The sequence below is a fragment of the Acinetobacter sp. 3657 genome (assembly GCF_031456775.1).
Lineage (GTDB): Bacteria > Pseudomonadota > Gammaproteobacteria > Pseudomonadales > Moraxellaceae > Acinetobacter.
The window spans coordinates 622,153-640,867 of sequence record NZ_JAVDVH010000001.1; the positions used below are offsets into that span (position 1 = coordinate 622,153).

At 37.4% G+C, this 18,715-nt stretch carries 21 protein-coding genes; 13 read left to right on the forward strand and 8 right to left on the reverse strand.

The window, feature by feature from the left end:
• Positions 1 to 12: 12 nt before the first annotated feature.
• Complete coding sequence (locus tag J2Y37_RS02825) at positions 13 to 1,200, reverse strand: O-succinylhomoserine sulfhydrylase (protein WP_349031789.1); 1,188 nt, start codon at positions 1,198 to 1,200, stop codon at positions 13 to 15.
• A 187-nt stretch (positions 1,201 to 1,387) separates the two neighbouring features.
• On the opposite strand from J2Y37_RS02825, the gene J2Y37_RS02830 reads away from it, so the two are divergent.
• Both J2Y37_RS02830 and J2Y37_RS02835 read left to right on the forward strand, forming a co-directional pair.
• On the forward strand, positions 1,388 to 2,473 hold the full coding sequence (locus J2Y37_RS02830) for an alpha/beta fold hydrolase (protein WP_349031790.1): 1,086 nt from the start codon (positions 1,388 to 1,390) through the stop codon (positions 2,471 to 2,473).
• A gap of 3 nt (positions 2,474 to 2,476) precedes the next feature.
• A complete protein-coding gene (locus J2Y37_RS02835) occupies positions 2,477 to 3,349 on the forward strand; it encodes an NAD(P)-dependent oxidoreductase (RefSeq protein ID WP_349031791.1) in 873 nt (290 codons plus the stop codon).
• Between the two features lie 512 nt (positions 3,350 to 3,861).
• Here J2Y37_RS02835 and J2Y37_RS02840 read toward each other — a convergent pair.
• A complete protein-coding gene (locus tag J2Y37_RS02840) occupies positions 3,862 to 4,905 on the reverse strand; it encodes a hypothetical protein (protein WP_349031792.1) in 1,044 nt (347 codons plus the stop codon).
• Positions 4,906 to 5,050: 145 nt separating this feature from the next.
• Positions 5,051 to 5,260: a hypothetical protein gene (locus tag J2Y37_RS02845; RefSeq protein ID WP_005197013.1), complete on the reverse strand. Its 210-nt coding sequence runs from the start codon at positions 5,258 to 5,260 to the stop codon at positions 5,051 to 5,053.
• Positions 5,261 to 5,691: 431 nt separating this feature from the next.
• Between J2Y37_RS02845 and J2Y37_RS02850 the strand changes: the two genes are divergently transcribed.
• The 4 genes from J2Y37_RS02850 to J2Y37_RS02865 all read left to right on the forward strand — a co-directional run bounded on the left by J2Y37_RS02850 (position 5,692) and on the right by J2Y37_RS02865 (position 9,170).
• Entirely contained in the window at positions 5,692 to 6,639 is a 948-nt protein-coding gene (locus J2Y37_RS02850; protein ID WP_349031793.1) for a metal-dependent hydrolase, read from the forward strand.
• A gap of 469 nt (positions 6,640 to 7,108) precedes the next feature.
• Positions 7,109 to 7,342, forward strand: coding sequence for a YARHG domain-containing protein (locus J2Y37_RS02855; protein WP_349031844.1), 234 nt, complete (start codon positions 7,109 to 7,111; stop codon positions 7,340 to 7,342).
• Positions 7,343 to 7,413: 71 nt separating this feature from the next.
• A complete protein-coding gene (locus J2Y37_RS02860) occupies positions 7,414 to 7,827 on the forward strand; it encodes an HIT family protein (RefSeq protein ID WP_349031794.1) in 414 nt (137 codons plus the stop codon).
• Positions 7,828 to 8,081: 254 nt separating this feature from the next.
• Positions 8,082 to 9,170 (forward strand): porin, encoded by a 1,089-nt coding sequence (locus J2Y37_RS02865; protein WP_349031795.1) that lies wholly within the window; start codon positions 8,082 to 8,084, stop codon positions 9,168 to 9,170.
• Between the two features lie 50 nt (positions 9,171 to 9,220).
• Here the strand turns inward: J2Y37_RS02865 and J2Y37_RS02870 are convergent, their stop codons facing one another.
• From J2Y37_RS02870 to J2Y37_RS02880, 3 genes are all read right to left on the reverse strand, one after another.
• On the reverse strand, positions 9,221 to 9,595 hold the full coding sequence (locus tag J2Y37_RS02870; RefSeq protein ID WP_005197017.1) for a hypothetical protein: 375 nt from the start codon (positions 9,593 to 9,595) through the stop codon (positions 9,221 to 9,223).
• 193 nt (positions 9,596 to 9,788) lie between these two features.
• On the reverse strand, positions 9,789 to 10,385 hold the full coding sequence (locus J2Y37_RS02875; RefSeq protein WP_004671041.1) for a YidB family protein: 597 nt from the start codon (positions 10,383 to 10,385) through the stop codon (positions 9,789 to 9,791).
• A gap of 148 nt (positions 10,386 to 10,533) precedes the next feature.
• Complete coding sequence (locus J2Y37_RS02880) at positions 10,534 to 10,995, reverse strand: DUF6231 family protein (RefSeq protein WP_004671040.1); 462 nt, start codon at positions 10,993 to 10,995, stop codon at positions 10,534 to 10,536.
• A 38-nt stretch (positions 10,996 to 11,033) separates the two neighbouring features.
• Here J2Y37_RS02880 and J2Y37_RS02885 point away from each other — a divergent pair, with 38 nt between their 5' ends.
• Positions 11,034 to 11,903 (forward strand): DUF2797 domain-containing protein, encoded by an 870-nt coding sequence (locus J2Y37_RS02885; protein ID WP_005197019.1) that lies wholly within the window; start codon positions 11,034 to 11,036, stop codon positions 11,901 to 11,903.
• 37 nt (positions 11,904 to 11,940) lie between these two features.
• On the opposite strand, the gene lpxB is transcribed toward J2Y37_RS02885, so the two are convergent.
• A complete protein-coding gene (lpxB, locus tag J2Y37_RS02890) occupies positions 11,941 to 13,218 on the reverse strand; it encodes a lipid-A-disaccharide synthase (RefSeq protein ID WP_349031796.1) in 1,278 nt (425 codons plus the stop codon).
• A gap of 147 nt (positions 13,219 to 13,365) precedes the next feature.
• Here lpxB and J2Y37_RS02895 point away from each other — a divergent pair, with 147 nt between their 5' ends.
• The 5 genes from J2Y37_RS02895 to J2Y37_RS02915 all read left to right on the forward strand — a co-directional run bounded on the left by J2Y37_RS02895 (position 13,366) and on the right by J2Y37_RS02915 (position 17,724).
• Complete coding sequence (locus J2Y37_RS02895; protein WP_241322409.1) at positions 13,366 to 13,659, forward strand: hypothetical protein; 294 nt, start codon at positions 13,366 to 13,368, stop codon at positions 13,657 to 13,659.
• Between the two features lies 1 nt (position 13,660).
• The gene (locus J2Y37_RS02900; RefSeq protein ID WP_349031797.1) at positions 13,661 to 15,217 is read left to right on the forward strand and encodes a PepSY-associated TM helix domain-containing protein; all 1,557 of its coding nucleotides are present in this window, start codon (positions 13,661 to 13,663) and stop codon (positions 15,215 to 15,217) included.
• Entirely contained in the window at positions 15,214 to 15,510 is a 297-nt protein-coding gene (locus J2Y37_RS02905) for a hypothetical protein (protein ID WP_349031798.1), read from the forward strand. The genes J2Y37_RS02900 and J2Y37_RS02905 overlap by 4 nt, the downstream gene beginning before the upstream one ends.
• A 116-nt stretch (positions 15,511 to 15,626) precedes the next feature.
• Complete coding sequence (locus tag J2Y37_RS02910; protein ID WP_241322406.1) at positions 15,627 to 16,514, forward strand: sulfite exporter TauE/SafE family protein; 888 nt, start codon at positions 15,627 to 15,629, stop codon at positions 16,512 to 16,514.
• 118 nt (positions 16,515 to 16,632) lie between these two features.
• Positions 16,633 to 17,724, forward strand: coding sequence for a 3-deoxy-7-phosphoheptulonate synthase (locus tag J2Y37_RS02915; protein WP_004671025.1), 1,092 nt, complete (start codon positions 16,633 to 16,635; stop codon positions 17,722 to 17,724).
• On the opposite strand, the gene J2Y37_RS02920 is transcribed toward J2Y37_RS02915, so the two are convergent.
• Positions 17,710 to 18,051 (reverse strand): hypothetical protein, encoded by a 342-nt coding sequence (locus J2Y37_RS02920; protein WP_349031799.1) that lies wholly within the window; start codon positions 18,049 to 18,051, stop codon positions 17,710 to 17,712. The two genes, J2Y37_RS02915 and J2Y37_RS02920, sit on opposite strands and share 15 nt — an antisense overlap.
• A gap of 137 nt (positions 18,052 to 18,188) precedes the next feature.
• On the opposite strand from J2Y37_RS02920, the gene J2Y37_RS02925 reads away from it, so the two are divergent.
• The gene (locus tag J2Y37_RS02925) at positions 18,189 to 18,659 is read left to right on the forward strand and encodes a hypothetical protein (protein WP_349031800.1); all 471 of its coding nucleotides are present in this window, start codon (positions 18,189 to 18,191) and stop codon (positions 18,657 to 18,659) included.
• Positions 18,660 to 18,715 lie beyond the last annotated feature (56 nt).

Below are 18,715 nucleotides of genomic sequence, written 5' to 3' on the forward strand. Positions count from 1 at the left end.
AAGTCTCTCTCGTTAAATTAAATCTAAACCACGTGATATATCGCGAATAATATCATCAATATCTTCTAAGCCTACAGAAACACGAATTAAACCTTCTTCAATTCCTGCAGCTTGTTTGGCCTCAGCCGACATTCTACCATGCGAGGTCGTTGCTGGATGCGTGATTGTCGACTTTACATCACCCAAATTACTGGTAATAGATAAAAACCGAGTATTATCAATCACAGTCCAAGCACCTTGGCGTTCACCTCTCACAACAAATGATACGACTCCACCAAAACCTTTTTGCTGTCTTTTCGCAAGTTCATGACCCGGATGATCAGGTAAACCCGCATAGTATACTTTTTCAACTTTATCATGTTGGTGTAACCATTCAGAAAGCTTTTGGGCACTTTCACAATGTGCTTTCATACGAATACTGAGTGTTTCTAAACCTTTAAGGAAAATCCACGCATTAAACGGGCTCATTGAATTGCCTAAAGTACGAATAACACCATTTACTTCTTCAAGTAAATCATGTTTTCCCACCACTGCACCGCCTAAAGCTCGACCTTGGCCATCAATATATTTAGTTGCTGAATATACAATCAAATCAGCACCAAACTTAATCGGTTGTTGTAAAACTGGTGTGCAGAAACAGTTATCAACCGCAAATAATGCACCATGCGCATGGGCAATATCAGCGATGGCTTGCATATCACCCACTTGAGCCAATGGATTAGACGGCGTTTCAATAAACAGTAAACGTGTATTTGGTCGAATCGCCTGTTTCCAGCCATCAAGATCGCCTAGATCGACAAAAGTCACTTCAACCGCAAATTTAGCGACATATTTTTCAAACAAGGCAATGATTGAACCAAAAACAGCACGTGAACAAATCACATGATCGCCTGCTTTCAGATACGCCATACAGATTGCATGTACAGCCGCCATGCCTGAACTAGTTGCAACCGCACGCTCTGCACCATCAAGTACGGCTAAACGCTTTTCAAAAGCTTGTACAGTTGGGTTGGTATAACGTGAATAGGTATTTCCTGCAATTTGCCCAGAAAATTTAGCAGCAGCATCAGCCGCACTTTCACAAACAAACGATGACGTTAAAAAAATAGGCTCACTATGTTCACCTTCAAAAGTACGATTATGTCCCGTACGAATGGCGAGTGTTTCAAGTTGATATTCTAAATCATCGCTTGGATTCATGGTTTTATATGCCTTATGATCAATGGTCCTAATCCCCCTTTATAAAAATGCTTTTTCATAAAGGGATTATCAAATCCTATCTATATATGCCAACATTTTGATCGCCTAAGGTATTTGAGGTCAAGGTATAAGATGAAATTATCGCTTAGACTTCGCGCAATCTTGACTCATGATGAGACTTTAAAAGATGAAATCACTTGTGGAACTACGAAAAGTAAATTTTAAACACCTCGCAATGCGCATATTTGAAGCAGACAAACTGGTGTTATCTCAATCTACCCCCTACCAAGTGATTGCTCAGTTTAAACAAACCCGTGTCCGCTTTTACGCTTCAGAAAACAAACGTTTTAAAGAACCTCTTGTATTTGTTGCTCCTCTAGCGATTAATATGGATATTTACGACTTATATCCCTATCGCTCTTTGGTCAAGCATTTTCAAGAAGCTGGATTTGATGTTTATTTGATTGACTGGGGTAAGCTCACCTATAAAAATTATCGTGTTGATTTCCTATCTTTTATTGATAAATTTATTCCTAAATGTATCGACGCGATTCAGCAACACTCAAACTCAGAAAAAATCTCTTTACATGGATGGAGTATGGCGGGAGTATTCGTCACGCTTTATACCGCGCAGCATCAACCAAGTGTGGTGAAAAACTTAATTGTTCTCGGCAGTCCGATAGACAGTTATGCTTCAGGCTATATTGGCAAACTGTATAAAACCTTGGCATCGATCACCACTCGTAATGCCACAATCAAGGACTATGTCTACAATCGACTCCCTAAATTGATGATTCATTCACCGGGTTTCCTAAATTCACTCGGATTTAAGTTACTTGATCCCAAAGGTTGGATCGATGGCAATATTCAATTATTAAAAAATCTGGATAATCTTAAATTAGTCCAAGAAGATGCAACGCTGAGTCACTTCTTAAACAATATGATTGATTATCCGGGTGGTGTGAATCAAGACATGCTTTTTAATGTCTGGCTACAAAATCCTTTAAAAAATGGCGCGATCACACTCCAAGATAAAACCATTGAACTAAAAAATATTGATTGTTCTTTACTGGTGGGTGCTGGAAAGTCAGATCAACTTGTTACTTCCGAGTCAGCATTTCCGCTGACCCAGTTGACAAATAGTCAAGATGTCACGTTTACTCTTATACCTGGCGGGCACTTAGGTTTAATGTCTAGTCAAAACAGTTCAATCGAGTTTTGGCCGACATTCACCACTTGGTTAGCTGAACGTTCAACTCCAATGAAGGAATAAGCGATGATTCAATCTGTTGCATTTATCGGTTTAGGCGCGATGGGCTACCGCATGGCGGCACATTTACCAAAACATTTCGATCAAGTCTTGGTCTGGAATCGCAATTTTAGTAAGGCTGAACAACACGCAACAGAATATGGAACTATTGCTGCTGAGTTGTCTCAGGCTGCACAAGCAGACATTATTTTTTCTTGTTTACCGACGAGTAATGATGTTGAAAGCTTAATAGACAGTATTCAAATCAAGTCTGGGGCGATTTGGATTGATTGTACCAGCGGTGTTCCTGAGGCAGCTCAGCGTCTTGCAGAAAAACTTAAACTTCAAAATGTTGATTTCTTAGATGCACCTGTCAGCGGTCAAACCGTTGGCGCTGAAAATGCAACCTTGACGGTTATGGTGGGTGGAAATGTTGACGCTTTTGAACGTGCATACCCTGCGATGGCTGCGGTTGGGAAATTGATTCAACACGTAGGTGATTCAGGTGCTGGTTTTGCGGTGAAAGCGATTAATAATATGTTACTCGCCGTGAATTTATGGTCAGTTGCGGAAGGTTTTTCTACACTAAAAGCGCATGGTGTCAATTTGGATGCCGCGCTTAATTGTATTAATGCTTCTAGCGGTAAAAGTTTAGTCACCGAAAATATCTTTCCTCAGCGTGTTCTGAGTCGTGAATTCCCTGTGACCTTTGCTCTACCTTTACTGGCTAAAGATACAGGGATTGCTTTGGATTTGGTTCATCAAGCAAAACTGCCAGCGCCTATACTCGCTTTAACGCAAAGTTTGATTCAAGCTGCGAGTTTAACTGCCGAACCCAATAGTGATTTCTCTGCTGCTGTAAAAATGTATGAGTCTTGGAGCAAAATCACGCTGGAATAGGATTTCCATGTGAAAGTAATTGCTTAATTCCATATTGAGATTTTAGAGCGTAATTGAGAGGAAGAACTTTAAATCAATTAACAACTATTTCTTTCGTTACTTTCTGTCCATTACGCAAAATTTCAAACTTGGTTGCCCCTTTCTTTAGATAATTAGAGGTTTCTATAAAATTAAAGCCTTTGTATCTTGATCCAAATTTTCTGTTTTAAATTTTTTTACTTTCTTTTTTTGAGCAATAATCTGCTTATTTTCTTAAAGTTTTCATTTTTCAGAATATTTTTTCATGAGAGGGTTTATAAGTAACATATAATGCGTTATCTCTATGAGCATAGGTTGTTAGCAATAAAAAAAAGAAACTTACGATAGATAAAGTTTTTCTCATTAAATTACCTATTAAATTTAAATATAGACTTGACTACAGTGACCCCTACTAATGTCTGAATCACTGCGGCAAGAATCAGTGTGTTTCTTGTGTAGGTAGTTTTCTGAAGTTAACTTCGGTAAAACCTACATTAGTTCTTTAATGATATATCAATCAATGACTCAATTTTTTGAGCCGCTATTGAATTGTAATAAGTACATTCATTTTTTATCTCTTCAATCGCACCTGTATATGAAATTGTATCAACATATCCATTATACCCTTCAAGAGATTTTTCATATTCTTTAACTAATGATTCAGTTGTTGTATTAGGGTTTTTACTTAAGTAACCACCAGCAAGTTTATTATTAATATTCATATATATACTTACTGCATAATATGTTGGATCATTCGCAATTTTCTTTGAATATGCCCATTGCGTGTTCCCCCATTTACCAGTCTTTGCATCTCCACCTAAAGTTGAAATATAGTCGTTTAAGTTATTAATAAGTTTTGATTCAGTATAGAAAGTAGTCTCAGGGGCAGTAACAACATAAAATGGAGTTGAATATGTCGTTTTTTCTACTTTGTAGCATTTAGCACCACTAGGAAAAGTTGTTTCTCGTGTTAATTCTAAAAAATTTTTAAATTGAGTTCCTAAAATATCTTTACTAAAAAACACGCTTGTAGGGATTTTCTGAGCAAGAAAATTCCAGTAAACAGCTGTTCTATCGCTTACACGCACATTATGTAAATCAATCCAACGACCTTTTTCTTCTATAACAAGATTTTTATGTCCTTCTTTGTTATATGGCGTTTTTCTGAGCGTAGTACCATCCAGTGAAATGGACCTTATATTGAAACGTCTATAGCCTAATGGATATTTAGTTTCATCAGGAGTATACAAGCCATCATAACTTAACATTAACCTTCCTATATCTGGCTGACTCTCTGAATCTAGCAACTGATAGTCTGCATATAGGATATCGGCATTTCTTGTATTTCTAACAATCTCAACAAAAGTAGTATTAAACTGAATTGAACCCCACTTGTAAGATATTGTATTGTCTAAACTATTATTTAAAATCTCATCTTTCTCTTTTTTTGTACTAGTGGTTTCAGAATTACTCCCTCCTCCACAACCTACAAGAAGACTAGAGAAAATAATTAAGCTAGTTACTCTATTCAATTTCATAAAAATACTCTTTTATATTAATAACTTGAAAATTAAAGGATAAGCCACATGGGGAATTTTACCAAATATTACATTTTTACAATAGAATCAACAACTGTTTAATTATGAAACCTGCACTTCACATATCTTTCTATAAAAATATCAATTATTTACTATTCACATCAATTTTAAATATCTTTCCATTACAGACCCAAACGGTATAGGTCTGCATATCAATCTCATAGACATATTCTGTTGCACTACAGGAATATCGACCATCTCTATGTTTAAAATACCTTGGATAAGATTTCCCCATTTTTCTGAGTAAATCGCTTTCACTATCCCCTACACTAACAAGCTCATAGGAAGAACGCATTGAGTTGGTTTCTCTTGCAAAAGTACTGACTGAGATAAAAGTTGAAATTATTGCTAGTATTATGAAGTATTTCATTTTATGAACCATTTGTTATTTAATTCTCACAATTTATCAAATGGTAAAACTAAAGTCATTAGAAAGCACATGATAATGCCTGACTTTATCGCTGCTTAGAACAGCGGACTCATAAACCCGTTGTTCAATTCGCATGTTAAACAATATGAATAGATAATTTTCAACATCCACACCATAACAATAATAAAGACTTAAACACTCAAACATATAAGAAAAATTGCTTTTAGAATCTAATCTTGTCCTTAAAACCTCTTTAATGTGCATTTTTGTCCCATCAGCACATGGTGATCTAACTTACTCAATGTTAAAAATTACTTGGTCAAATTTAATTCGCAATTTCATCTTGGGTGACATGTATGATCACAGAAAATCATCAAATTAAAGCAAGAAAAGTATATTTCGATTTTTCTGAATCGTCCGTATGTTGGATGCCGAACGATCCTCTCTGTTCGCACATAGCCAATGGTATAAATATGCTTTTACCTGCAGGTGAGTTTTGGTTCTGTCGAGTATTTAATAAAGCCATCCCATATATTACTGATGCGAAATTAAAAGAAGAAGTTATCGGATTTGTCCGCCAAGAGGCAGCCCATGCCCGTGCTCATGAAAAGGCACAAGATTTTCTCAGGGAAAATGGCTACGACATACAAGATCCGTTAAACCGTGCTCACCTTGTTTTCAACATCCTATTAGGAGATAAACCATTAGGTATCCCTTTTTTAAAAGGTGAGAAACTTGATGAATATTGGTTACTGTTTCGTGTAGGTGTGATTGCCGCAATTGAGCACTTTACAGGTACCATTGGGCAATGGACGCTTGATAGCAAGTCTTGGGATAAAGCAGACCCTGCTATGACCGATTTATTCCGTTGGCATCTAGCTGAAGAGGTTGAACATCGATGTGTCGCTTATGAATTATTTGAACATCTCTTAACAAACAAGTTAGGTTTCTATGTTTCTCGTCAGGTCATTATGATGGCAATTTTTCCACTGTTTATTTACTTCCTTGCAGATTTCGCTCGCAGTCTTGGGAAACAGGATTTAGAACATCAAGACATTCAGAAATTAATGCGTCGTGGATTCTTTGCTTTTATTCGTGAATTTGAAAAAACGGCTACCAAAACAGACAACCTCCCGACTATTAAATATCTATGGAAAGCGACTTTACGTTGGGTATCTCCAAAATTTAATCCGATCCATGAAGGTGATACTGTACAAGCTTTAGCATATATGGCCCGCTCACCTGCGGTGCAGTACTTTGAACAAATGACACAACATAGCTCAAATACTGTTTCGTTAAGCTAAGTAAAAGATGCTTTTTATGTAGTTTATTAGCCATCAATTTGTTTAAAAACAAACCCCACTTAAAGATAACTTTAAATGGGGTCGGTATTATTGTGTACACGTCTAGCAGCTCTTTGTGAATTATATTCTTAACGCAAAACTTCAATGGTAGAGTTACCGAGTAAGGATATCTGTCATTGTTTTCAGAATAACGCGCTAATAAAGTTTAAAAGAATGAGTATAAAACCTTATAAAAATGCTGATAATTTTCTTCTATATGTATGATTTTAATAAAACCATTGATATCTATAGTTTTTCTATATGATTAAGGATAGAATATGGAGTAAAATTACATTCAAATAATACAGTTTCATTGAAATTTCATCTATACACCTTATATTAGTACTTGCGCTGCGCTCAACGCAGTGCTTGCTCATAACGAGAGGAACACCTCATGAATAAGTTTACAGTTGCCGCTTTTGCTACGTTAATGACCCTTACAGGTTTCAGCATGCAAGCTTCGGCATCGGAACAAGAATGTAAAAAGTTACAAGATAACTATAACCTGATCTATGCATCTAAAGGCTTCTGCTTTAAAGATGCAGATGCTAAAGCCAAGTATGGTAATGAGAACTGTCATACCACTAAGCCAAAGTTTTCTGACAAAGAACAGCAACGTTTAGATGAAATCAAAGCGCGTCAAAAAGAACTGAATTGTAAGTAATATTTCTTCGCCCCTCTTTGCAAACATCGAGGGACATTCCAACATCTATGATTTAAATTAAAGGACTAAGCATGGCATACGATGACCAGAATATTTTCGCAAGAATTCTTCGTGGTGAGTTACCCGCGATTAAAATTTATGAAGATGAGCAAGTTCTTGCGTTTATGGATATCATGCCTCAAGCCGATGGTCATACCTTAGTTATCCCTAAGACACAAGCAGTTACCTTACTCGACCTCCCTGCCGATGCAGCCGCCTATACGATTCAAATCGTTCAAAAAGTTGCTCAAGCGATGGAAAAGGCACTCGATGCCAAAGGGATAGTGCTTATGCAGCTTTCGGGTGCTTCTGCAGGACAAACTGTTCCGCATGTGCACTTCCATTTAATTCCGAGTTCTGTCCATGAGTTAGGACGTCATGCGGTGCAAATGGGTGATCAAGATAAGATTCAGGCACTCGCTGAAAAGATCAAAGCAGCACTTTAATCTTTGGAAATATCTTAAACGGAGCAATGACTCCGTTTTTTTGTTTTTGTAATTATATAAAAATCAATAACAAACAAAATTATCATTCCATATAAATCGTCACCAAACTGTCATTTTTCTTTCACTTCTCTGTAACAAAGTTTGTCGATACTGCATACAAGTTAGTGAGCTATGTAACTTTTTGTACACGAGCAAACTTATAACAGTAACTAAGGCAACTGCCATTTACAAAAAAGTGTTTTGGAGAAATCTCAATGAAAAAATTGCTTCTTGCTGCTACTGTAGCAACATTAGCCATGAATGCAGCGCAAGCAGCACCAACATTGTATGGTAAGCTCAATGTGACGCTCGATCAAATCGATAAGAATGGCTTTAAAGACGAAAGCGTAACAAAAGTAAATTCAAACGCTTCTCGTATCGGTATTAAGGGTGAAGAAAAATTAACAGACAACCTTTCAGCAGTTTACTTAATTGAATGGCAAATCAATGCAGATGGTGACGGTGATCAATCTTTTACTAACCGTAACCGCTTTATTGGTCTTAAATCAGATGGCGTGGGTACATTAAAAGTTGGTCAATACGACTCTTACTTCAAAACTGCAGCGGGCAATAACCAAGATATCTATAATGATCACAACGAACTTGATATGACCGCTATCTTAGCTGGTGAAGATCGTTTAAAAAATGTGATCGGTTTTGAAACTGACAAAAAATTGTTAGGCGGCTTGGCTTTCAACATCATGTTCCAACAAGGTGAAGAGTCTTCTGCTAAAGAAAATGCAGCTAATGGTTATAAAGGTAGTCGTGATGGTTTTGGTGACGGCGTTTCTACTTCGATCACTTATGACAATAAAGACTACGGCTTTGCTGCTGCGGTAGCAGGTAACTACGGTATCGCATCTAAATATGGTGCTTATAGCTTATCTGGTATCTATACCGATGCAATCCGTGTAACTGGTTCACTTGATTTCACTAAGTTAGGTCTCGATGGGTTTGTATTGGGTGCTTTATGGCAAACAGCTCAACCAACAGATGACACTGTTACAACAACAAGCGGTTCTGATGTAACATCATATAAAGGTTTACAAGAAGATGCGTATGGCGTAACTGCAGCGTACAAGATCCCTTCTACACCGATCAAGTTAAAAGCGCAGTATATCTCTGCAACAACAGAATCAAATGGTCGTGATGATCGTAAACAAGATCTTTATGGTCTTGGGGCAGACTATCAAATCAACAAACAAGCACGTTTCTATGGCGTAGTTGGTCAACAAAAACGTGATTGGTTAGTGAAAGATGATAAGAAAACAACTATCGGTTTAGGTATGGAATATAACTTCTAATTTGAAGATTATTTTCTAACAAACTAAAAGGGCTTGATGCCCTTTTAGTTTTAGGTTGAAAAAAGAAAAATCGTGGCTAAGCTATTCACACAAACAATTAGAACAAAAAACCACCATAAAAATCTAAAGAAACTATATTTCCTTAGAACAAAATAAATTAAAAGTATGATCAATAATGTAATCGAGAAAAACAACCAAATTGCCCCATTTAATTGTGCATTCCCCCAAATATTATTTTCTACGGTGAATCTCACTTCTTTGTATAATGACGGTAAAAATAAAAGGGATAAGGTAGAGGAAAATATTAATAGCTTTTGTCGAAACTCTTTAATAAAAACAGCGACAAGAATCAACATTGGTAAAGTGATAATGAAATAGATAAAGAATATTAAGAAAAAACCAACTCCTGAACCTGCTACGCTCATTTAATCTCCCCGAAAATATAATTTCTAGATGCGTATTTATTCACAAATCACTAAGTCGATATTTAATAAAAACATTTATTGTCTTTACACCTACGGGATGCATCTAATCAACATGCGATTTAAATTATAAAAGAAATAAAGCCCATATTTACATGAGCTTTATTCCTTGTTTTTATTGCACTTATAGGATAGGTTATTTCTTTAAAAACCCACTCACAATATTCATCACATTTTGAATATCATTATTCGCTTCTTGAGGACTCGTACTAGAACCTTGTGGAGTTAAAGAATCAATCACTTGTGGTAAAACCGATGCAATTGCGCCATAAATCGCTTGTTTAGGTGCTTGTGTTTGCTGTGCAACCTGCTCCACATCTTGATCATCAAACAAACTCTGCATATTTTGAGTCGGTATATCCGTATTATTCGGTTGATTAGGATCAACCCAACTTTGTACTTGATTGGCTAAACCCGCATTTTTAAGCTTATCCAGTGCACCTTGTAAACCACCTTGCTTTTGAATCCAAGCAAGTACCAATGGCAACACAACGATAAGAAGACTTTGCGGATTACTACGGTTAGAAGCAGTTGTTCCACCGCTCAATTGGCCAAGTACCGAACCTAAAACACCACCCAAACCACCTTGTTGGTTTTGCGTATTTTGTTGTTGTCCACCAACTTGGCTTAGTACTGATCCAAGTATGCCACCCAAACCGCCTTGTCCTGATTGTTGCTGACCGCCTAAAGCTTGTTTTGCTAACATTTCAACAATATTGCTTAAATCTGTCATGGCTTACACGTTCCTTTTGGAATTATTTATTCCAAAAGCATACGCTGCTTTGAAAGCCCAGAACAAAATTGAATTGTTAAATTTTGCAAGGGCTTGCAGTCAACCTAGTCTAAATCTCTATCTTTGAAAACAGAGACATTTTTTAGATTTACCAGCGAAATTTATTCCAGTTTTCAGGATTCGCCCAAAACTTGGAATTAAACCAATCAGGCACATGTTTATAGGTCAAAATATTAAATTGCCACAAAGCAAAATCGTTATCATGTGTGGTCTTGTCGATCAATTGAGTAAAGCCTAGCGAACGAAGTAATCTTTCGTCATCTAATTGACTCACGACTACGATACGTTTTGCCATTAAATCACGCAATTTGACAAGCAACTGCGCTTTTTGTGTTTGGCTGACGTTTTGCATCTCTACGGTATTAAAAAATACAAAACCTAAATCATAGCGCTGCGTAAATGGCAGACTTAGAAAGTCAGTTACGTTAAAATAATGCCATTGAATGGACGCATTTTGGTCAATCTGTTGACCAATACAAAGTGCAGTATGTATGGGCTGTTCTTTAGATAAATCGTCTAGCATAGAAGTGATGACATTTTGTTCAGCCATAACTGCAACCCTTGATTGAGAAAGATGAGAGTTTATTAATGGAACTACAAGGCATTTGTCATAAAATGCATGCAGCGCTCAAAACGCATAGTGTAACTGATCAACCAATACACAAGGCAAATGTTGAATATAAATTTATATTGGATCGTTCAGAAACTGATCTACCATTTGTGTTGGGTCAAGAACTAGAGATCGAATGGACAGGCAATATTTTCTGTACATCATGTGGTGCTAAAACACCTAAATCCTATTCCCAAGGTCATTGTTTCAAGTGTTTCAAGACCAAGGCAGAATGTGATCTATGTATTATGAAACCAGAAACTTGTCATTATCATCTTGGAACTTGTCGTGAAGATGATTTTGCACACAATGTTTGTTTCCAGCCACATATCGTTTATTTGGCCAATTCAAGTGCGTTAAAAATTGGTATTACACGTATCGTCAATATGCCAACACGATGGTTAGATCAAGGTGCGACTCAAGCACTGCCGATCATGAAAGTTGGTTCTCGCCGTTTATCTGGTCATTTAGAGACGCTGATTGCCAGTCAAGTCGCAGATAAGACGGATTGGCGAAAGTTGCTTAAAGGCGAAGCCGAACCTTTAAATTTGATTGAGCAACGTGATCAAATCATTGAAGAATTTGCACCAAAAATTCAAAGTATTCGCGAAGAGTTTAACCAAAATCTGGAGTTTGATGAAGGCTTAGAATTTTTAGAAAACGAAGCTCAACGTGAGTTTATTTACCCTGTTGATCATTATCCTGAAAAGATAAAATCACTGAACCTCGATAAAACCCCAAAAATTCGTGGTGTTTTACAAGGCATTAAAGGTCAGTATTTATTACTGGATATTGGCGTGATCAATATCCGTAAATATACGGGGTATGAACTTATCCTTCGTGCATAAGTAAAAAGGTGGCATCTAAGCCACCTTTTTATTCTTTTTAATCAGCTTCTAAGCATTTCAAAATGGCTTGCACTGGGTCTTCAGTATTTCCAGAGATTAACTGCTTATGCATACTCAAGTGTTGCATCATTTGAATATGTGCCGTTTCATGATCCATCAATTTTTCAATCTCAGTCGCAAGCTGTTTTGGCGTTGCATCGGATTGGATCAATTCTTCTATCACCTTTTTACCCGCAATAATATTGGGCAATGCGTAATATGGAATTTTGACGAGAAACTTGGCAATCATATAGGTAAGCCAATGCAGTTTATAAAAAGTCACCATTGGACGATGCAGCAACATCGCCTCAAGTGTGGCTGTGCCTGATGCAAGTGCCACAATATCACTGGCACTCATCACCATACGGCCGATCTTTGATTCATTATCGGTATTTTCTAAAACATGAATCTTGGCTTTTAAGCTGATATCCAAGTTTTGGATACCTTGCTCAATCTGCTGTTTTCTTGCATCGTTAATCGCTGGGATCAAAAATTCAAGCTCAGGATGTTTACGATGTAAGATTTCGGCTGCACCAGTGAGTAAAGGCAATAAACGTTCAATTTCACCGCGACGGCTACCCGGCAATAGCGCAATATGCATTTTATGCGCAGATAAACCAAGCTGATGTTTTGCTTCTATAATTGGATTTTTTAAAGGTAATTGCTTTGCCAATGGGTGACCAACAAAGGCGGCTGCAACATCATAGTTTTCATAAAAGGTTTTTTCAAATGGGAATAAACACAGCACTAAATCAATACTTCGCTTGATGCTATGGACACGTCCCTGACGCCATGCCCACACTGATGGGCTAACATATTGAACAGTTTTTATCGGTAAGTTCTTTTCTTTTATCGTTTTCGATAAGCGTAAATTAAAATCTGGTGCATCTATCCCAATAAAAATATCTACAGGTTGTTCAGTCCAACGCTCAACCAAGCCATCACGTACAGCAAAGAGTTTTTTTAGGTCTTTTAAAACTTCAACAATGCCCATGACCGATAATATTTCCATTGGATAAAAACTATGGAAACCCTCGGCAATCATTTGTGGACCACCAATCCCTTCAAATTCAGCATCAATACCTTGTTCACGAAAACTGCGCATGAGTTTTACACCCAACGTGTCTCCAGAAACTTCCCCCACTACAATGCCAATTTTTAGTTTTTGCTTTAACAAGACTAACGCCCCATTCAAAAGTTTAAAAGATTCTAACAGAATGATTTTACATCGAATCACAGCAAACAATGTAATTTGTTCATGATTAGTGAAGATCATTTTAATCTAATAAATCATTGATTGGGTGAATGAGCATCTAGATTTGCGATAAATCAGCAATTGCTTGCGTTGTATATAAACATTAATATAAACAAGAATCATTTACATGTGTGATTTTCTCTCCTTCTGCTATTTCTAAGTACATTTATGGCTAAATCCACTTCCCTAACATTTGCCTACCGACTGAGTGTGTTCTATCGCTTTACATTTATATTCGTGCTTGGCTATTTAGCAATGATGTATTTGAGTTTAAGCCTAACGACACTATTCAGCTATTTTCTAGATAAAGCAGAAGCAATTTTTCTCGCGGCATTTATCTCGATTTTGTTTTATTTACTCTTTGTTATTGTTGGATTTTGTTTCAACTCATTATTGAAGTTGACATTGCTCAGTTTGGCTTTGGTGGGACTCTTGTTTGGCTTATCTGCGGGTTTAAATTAAAATGCAAAATAAAGGCGTCCGCCAATCAATGGCATGGTTACATGCTTGGACTGGCTTGGTTTTTGGATGGCTTTTGTTTGCCATTTTTTTGATGGGAACGAGTTCTTATTATCGTCATCACATAAATTTGTGGATGCAGCCGCAACTTGCACAATATCAAGTGAATCAAGATGTGGCGATAGGCACTGCGACTGATTATTTAAAAAAAAATGCGGCAGATGCGAAGTCATGGTATATCGGCATTGCCAATCCTGAGCAGCCTGTAAATAAAATTTATTGGGAAAAGGCAGATGGTGGCTATGAAAGTCGTAACTTGGATATTAATACTGGGCAAGAATTAAAATTATCAGCAACACAAGGTGGAGAATTTTTCTATCGTTTCCATTACCAACTTTATGGGATGCCGATCCTCATCGGTCGACTGATTGCGTGTTTGGCCGCATTTATCATGCTGATTGCTTTGGTTTCAGGCATTATTACCCACAAAAAAATCATTACTGATTTCTTTACCTTTAGAACCTTTAAATCACAACGCTCTTGGCTCGATTTTCATAATGTGTCTTCTGTTGTGGCACTGCCCTTTTTCCTTACCATTACTTTTACAGGTTTAGCGATATTCTTTTATCTGTATCTACCCTTAGGTATGAAAAAATTATATCCAGATAATCCATATCAATATTTCACTGAAATCAGAACAGTGAACCAAAGCAATGACAATAATGCAGCACCTAAACCCGCTGAAACAGTTTCAATTGCAACCCTCCTCACCCAAGTACGGCAACAATGGGGAGATCAAGCGCTTGCAACGATCGAAGCAAAAAATCTAAATACAGATCAAGCAACCATTACATTTAAACAATTGGAAGATCGATCAATCACCTTAAATCAAGCGCAAATTAGCTTTGACGGTACAGGTAAAATTCTTGCAGATACTCGAAACAATAGTGCGGTAGCGACCCTAAACTTTGGTGTTTATAGCCTACATATGGCAACTTTTGCACAGCCTGCGCTGCGATTTGCTTTCTTCCTGTCAGGGCTTCTTGGTTGTTTAATGATTGCTTCTGGTTTGTTGTTATGGAGCTTAAAACGTCAGATTCAAAATAAATCAAATCAGTTCCATTTTGGCTACTGCTTGGTTGATCGCTTGAATGTTGCTGCATTTGTTGGTTTGCCTATTGCAATGCTTGGCTATCTTTTTGCCAACCGATTGGTGCATCTAACAGAAACCATGCCTAACTATGAGATTTATACGTTTTTCATTGTTTGGGCACTGAGCTTCATTATTGCACTTATAACGAAACAACAATATTTATGGAAATCACAGATTCTCATTTTTGGATTGCTCGCAATTGCTTTGCCTATATATAACTTGCTTTATCTAACTCACCATCGACTCATTTCAGATCTGCAAAGCTATTGGCCTTTTTTGCGGATTGATTTATTTCTGATCGCTTGTGCACTCTTTGCTGTATTTATTTATCGAAATATTCAACCTATTCAAGCCAAAGCGCACAATAAATTAAAAGCGAAACTTGATCGAAAAGAGACAAAAAAATGATGTTATTTGCACTTATCCTGATTGGCTTAGGCATGACGTTATTATATCAATGCAGTGATAAAGCGATCCGCAAAATTAAACCGAAGCGTCAACCATTCGTACAGCGCTTTCGGTTACAGCTAAGAATGTGTGCTTTTTTCTGTTTTTTCTTGGCAGGTGCTTTGCTGTGTTTAATCTACGGGTCTTCAATCGGTTTTGTAGGATGGTGGATCTTTGCTACACCGCTGACGTTTTTTGTGATTTTGGCCGTGAATGATTTAAGCAATCAGCCACGTAAAAGTCATAAAAGCTAGAATTTGAAATACTCCTTTAGCATTTTTTTGCATAAGGAAATCACTATTCATCACAACGAGTTAGCTAAAAAAGAAATAAGATATGCTGTTTTTTGCATAATTTAGGCATATCGTCGATGTTTGGTCCAATGGAATTTATTTTAGCTGGTGTACTGGTTGGTTTCTGCGTTGGAATCACGGGTGTCGGCGGTGGTTCATTGATGACACCGATTTTAATCAGCTTATTTAAGATTGAACCGCATATTGCCATTGGTACAGATTTACTCTATGCCTCGATTTCAAAATTCTGCGGCTCCTTGGTTCATGCCAAAAAACTAAATATTGTATGGCCGATTGTCCTTTGGTTAGCATTGGGCAGTATCCCTGCCTCATTCGCAACGTCTTGGGTGTTAGAACATTATTTGAGTCAATCCGCACACTATAAACCAGTATTGACCATGGTTTTAGGCGTAATGTTGACCTTGACGGGTATCTCAATCGTCTTCCGTGCTCAAATTGAGAAGTTCTTCGATCGTTTTAGAAATCGTGAACAAGCCAATATGGAAAGCGAACAACATGCCCTACAGCATAAACGTCGATATATTGTGTTTATGGGCATTATTTTAGGCGTGTTGGTAACTCTGTCTTCTGTCGGTGCAGGTGCTTTTGGCATCATGGCGTTAGTGATTATGTTCCCCAATTTACCGATGATTCGTATCATTGGTTCTGATGTTGTGCATGCTGTATTACTGACTGCTGTCGCTGGTTTGAGCCACATGTCTTCTGGCAATGTCGACTTCAGCTTATTGATGTGGTTATTGGTTGGCTCTATTCCTGCGATTATTGTGGGAACATTGATCAGCTCGCATTTACCTGAACGATTTATCCGCAAAATATTAGGAATCACGCTATTTGCATTGGGTATAAATTTCATTATTAACCCTGTAAAAGAGAAACCGAAACCTGTTGAAACAACCCAAGTGGTTCTGATTCAGCAAACAACTCATTCTACAACAATAGTTTAAGTGCTAAATAGCCGATTGTTTATACATAAATGATGTGAATCGCTAGTTAATCAATCGGCTTTTCGTGCTATATTCGTAGACAAATTAACCTCTTCTTTCGATTGAATTTGTGACAGCAATGAATACTCTACAGTCAAATCCAGTTTCTCAGCCAGATATCGACGACGTTAACATTAAAAGCATTCAGACTTTGATTACTCCAGCAGAACTTAAAAGTGACCTTCCTTTATCAGAAGTTGCCTACCGAACTGTACTTAATGGGCGTAACACGGTTCGTAATATTTTAGATGGTAATGATAAGCGCTTGTTTGTCGTGATCGGGCCTTGTTCTATTCACGATACCAAAGCTGCGCATGAATACGCAGATCGCTTGAAAGTGCTCAGTGAAAAAGTAAAAGATACTTTATATATCGTGATGCGTGTTTATTTTGAAAAGCCACGTACAACTGTGGGCTGGAAAGGTTTGATCAACGATCCTGATATGAATGACTCTTTCAATATTGAAAAAGGCTTGCATATCGGTCGTGGGCTTTTGCTTGAATTGAATGAAAAAGGCTTACCATGTGCGACTGAAGCACTTGATCCAAACTCTCCTCAATACTATCAAGACTTAATTTCTTGGTCTGCAATTGGTGCACGTACTACAGAAAGCCAAACACATCGTGAAATGTCTTCGGGCTTATCATCACCTGTGGGCTTCAAAAATGGTACTGATGGTGGTTTAACGGTTGCAACCAATGCGATGCAATCCGTAAAACATGGTCACAGCTTCTTAGGCTTAAATGAAAGTGGTCAAGTTGCGATCATCAATACCAAAGGTAATCCATACGCGCATGTGGTTTTACGTGGTGGTAATGGCAAACCGAACTATGATGCAACTTCTGTTGCTGAAGCTGAAGCAGCTTTAGCCAAAGCGAAAGTCAGCACTAAAATCATGATCGATACCAGTCATGCTAACTCAAACAAAGACCCGTATTTACAACCATTGGTTTTGAAAAACATCACAGAGCAAATTCTTGATGGCAACAAATCAATCGTGGGTATCATGGTTGAGAGTCACTTAAAAGGTGGACGTCAAGACATCCCTGAAAATCTGTGTGACCTCGTATATGGTCAATCTGTAACAGATGGCTGTATTGATTGGGAAACCACTGAAAAAGCATTATTAGAAATGCATGAAGCGTTAAAAGACGTTTTACCCAACCGTTAATCTTTGAATAAATAAAAACAGGCTCTCATGAGAGCCTGTTTTTATTTTTAAAATCTCTATTAATTTGTCATGATTAACCAAGTCTTGAATTACTTTCTCTATATTTAGTCGATTAATATTTGGTATAACGATCAGATTCTGTTCTAAAAAGTACTGTTGCGAATGTAGGTCATCAGTCATCGTTTGTGTCAAACGAACAGGATCATAAAAGTTTAATTCAAATTTTTGATTCTTATAAGTTATTGTTAATGCAATCCATCCTTTAGCCTCCCATATCCACTCTTCTAAATCAAAATCATCAGGGAAATCTAAACTGTAATTTTTCATTTTTTCAGCTGATCAACTGTTTAATATGTTTTGAACTGTAACATTTTTTTAATTATACTGCTGCCACATTCCCCCTGCGACGTATCACCGATATGAAGCCCAGTTTTCGTCAACATATGTACAAGTGGCGTACCTTATTGGGTATGATAACTTTGCTTTGTTTACTCTGGCATATCTTGTTACCAACGATGGTACATACGGGCGTCGTACCTGCACTTTATGCAATGCCATCACATTGCCAAGTCACAGAAATTCAAAAAGTCACACTGTTATCGACACAAGTACACAGCAACCATCATACTGAACATCACCACCATACGATGCAGCAGCATAATCATCACCTTGATCATGCTCAACACGGTTCACAGCTCAGTGAATATGCACAACAAGTTTATGCACTGGCTAGCCAGATCATGAAACATTGCCCACTATGTACCTATGGTTTAGATGCAGCCGCAATTATTCCATTACTTGGCTTGATTATCATTTTCTTATTGGCTTGGTTTAGTCGTGTACGTTGTTTGTGCCATGCGTGGACACAGGATCTGTATATTCCACGTATTTTCTATATTTTCCCCCTTAAACAAGCTCCGCCAGTCGCTCTATAAATCGCAAACTTTTACATACGTATCCAGTTCATCACTGCGATACAGCTCGTTTAATG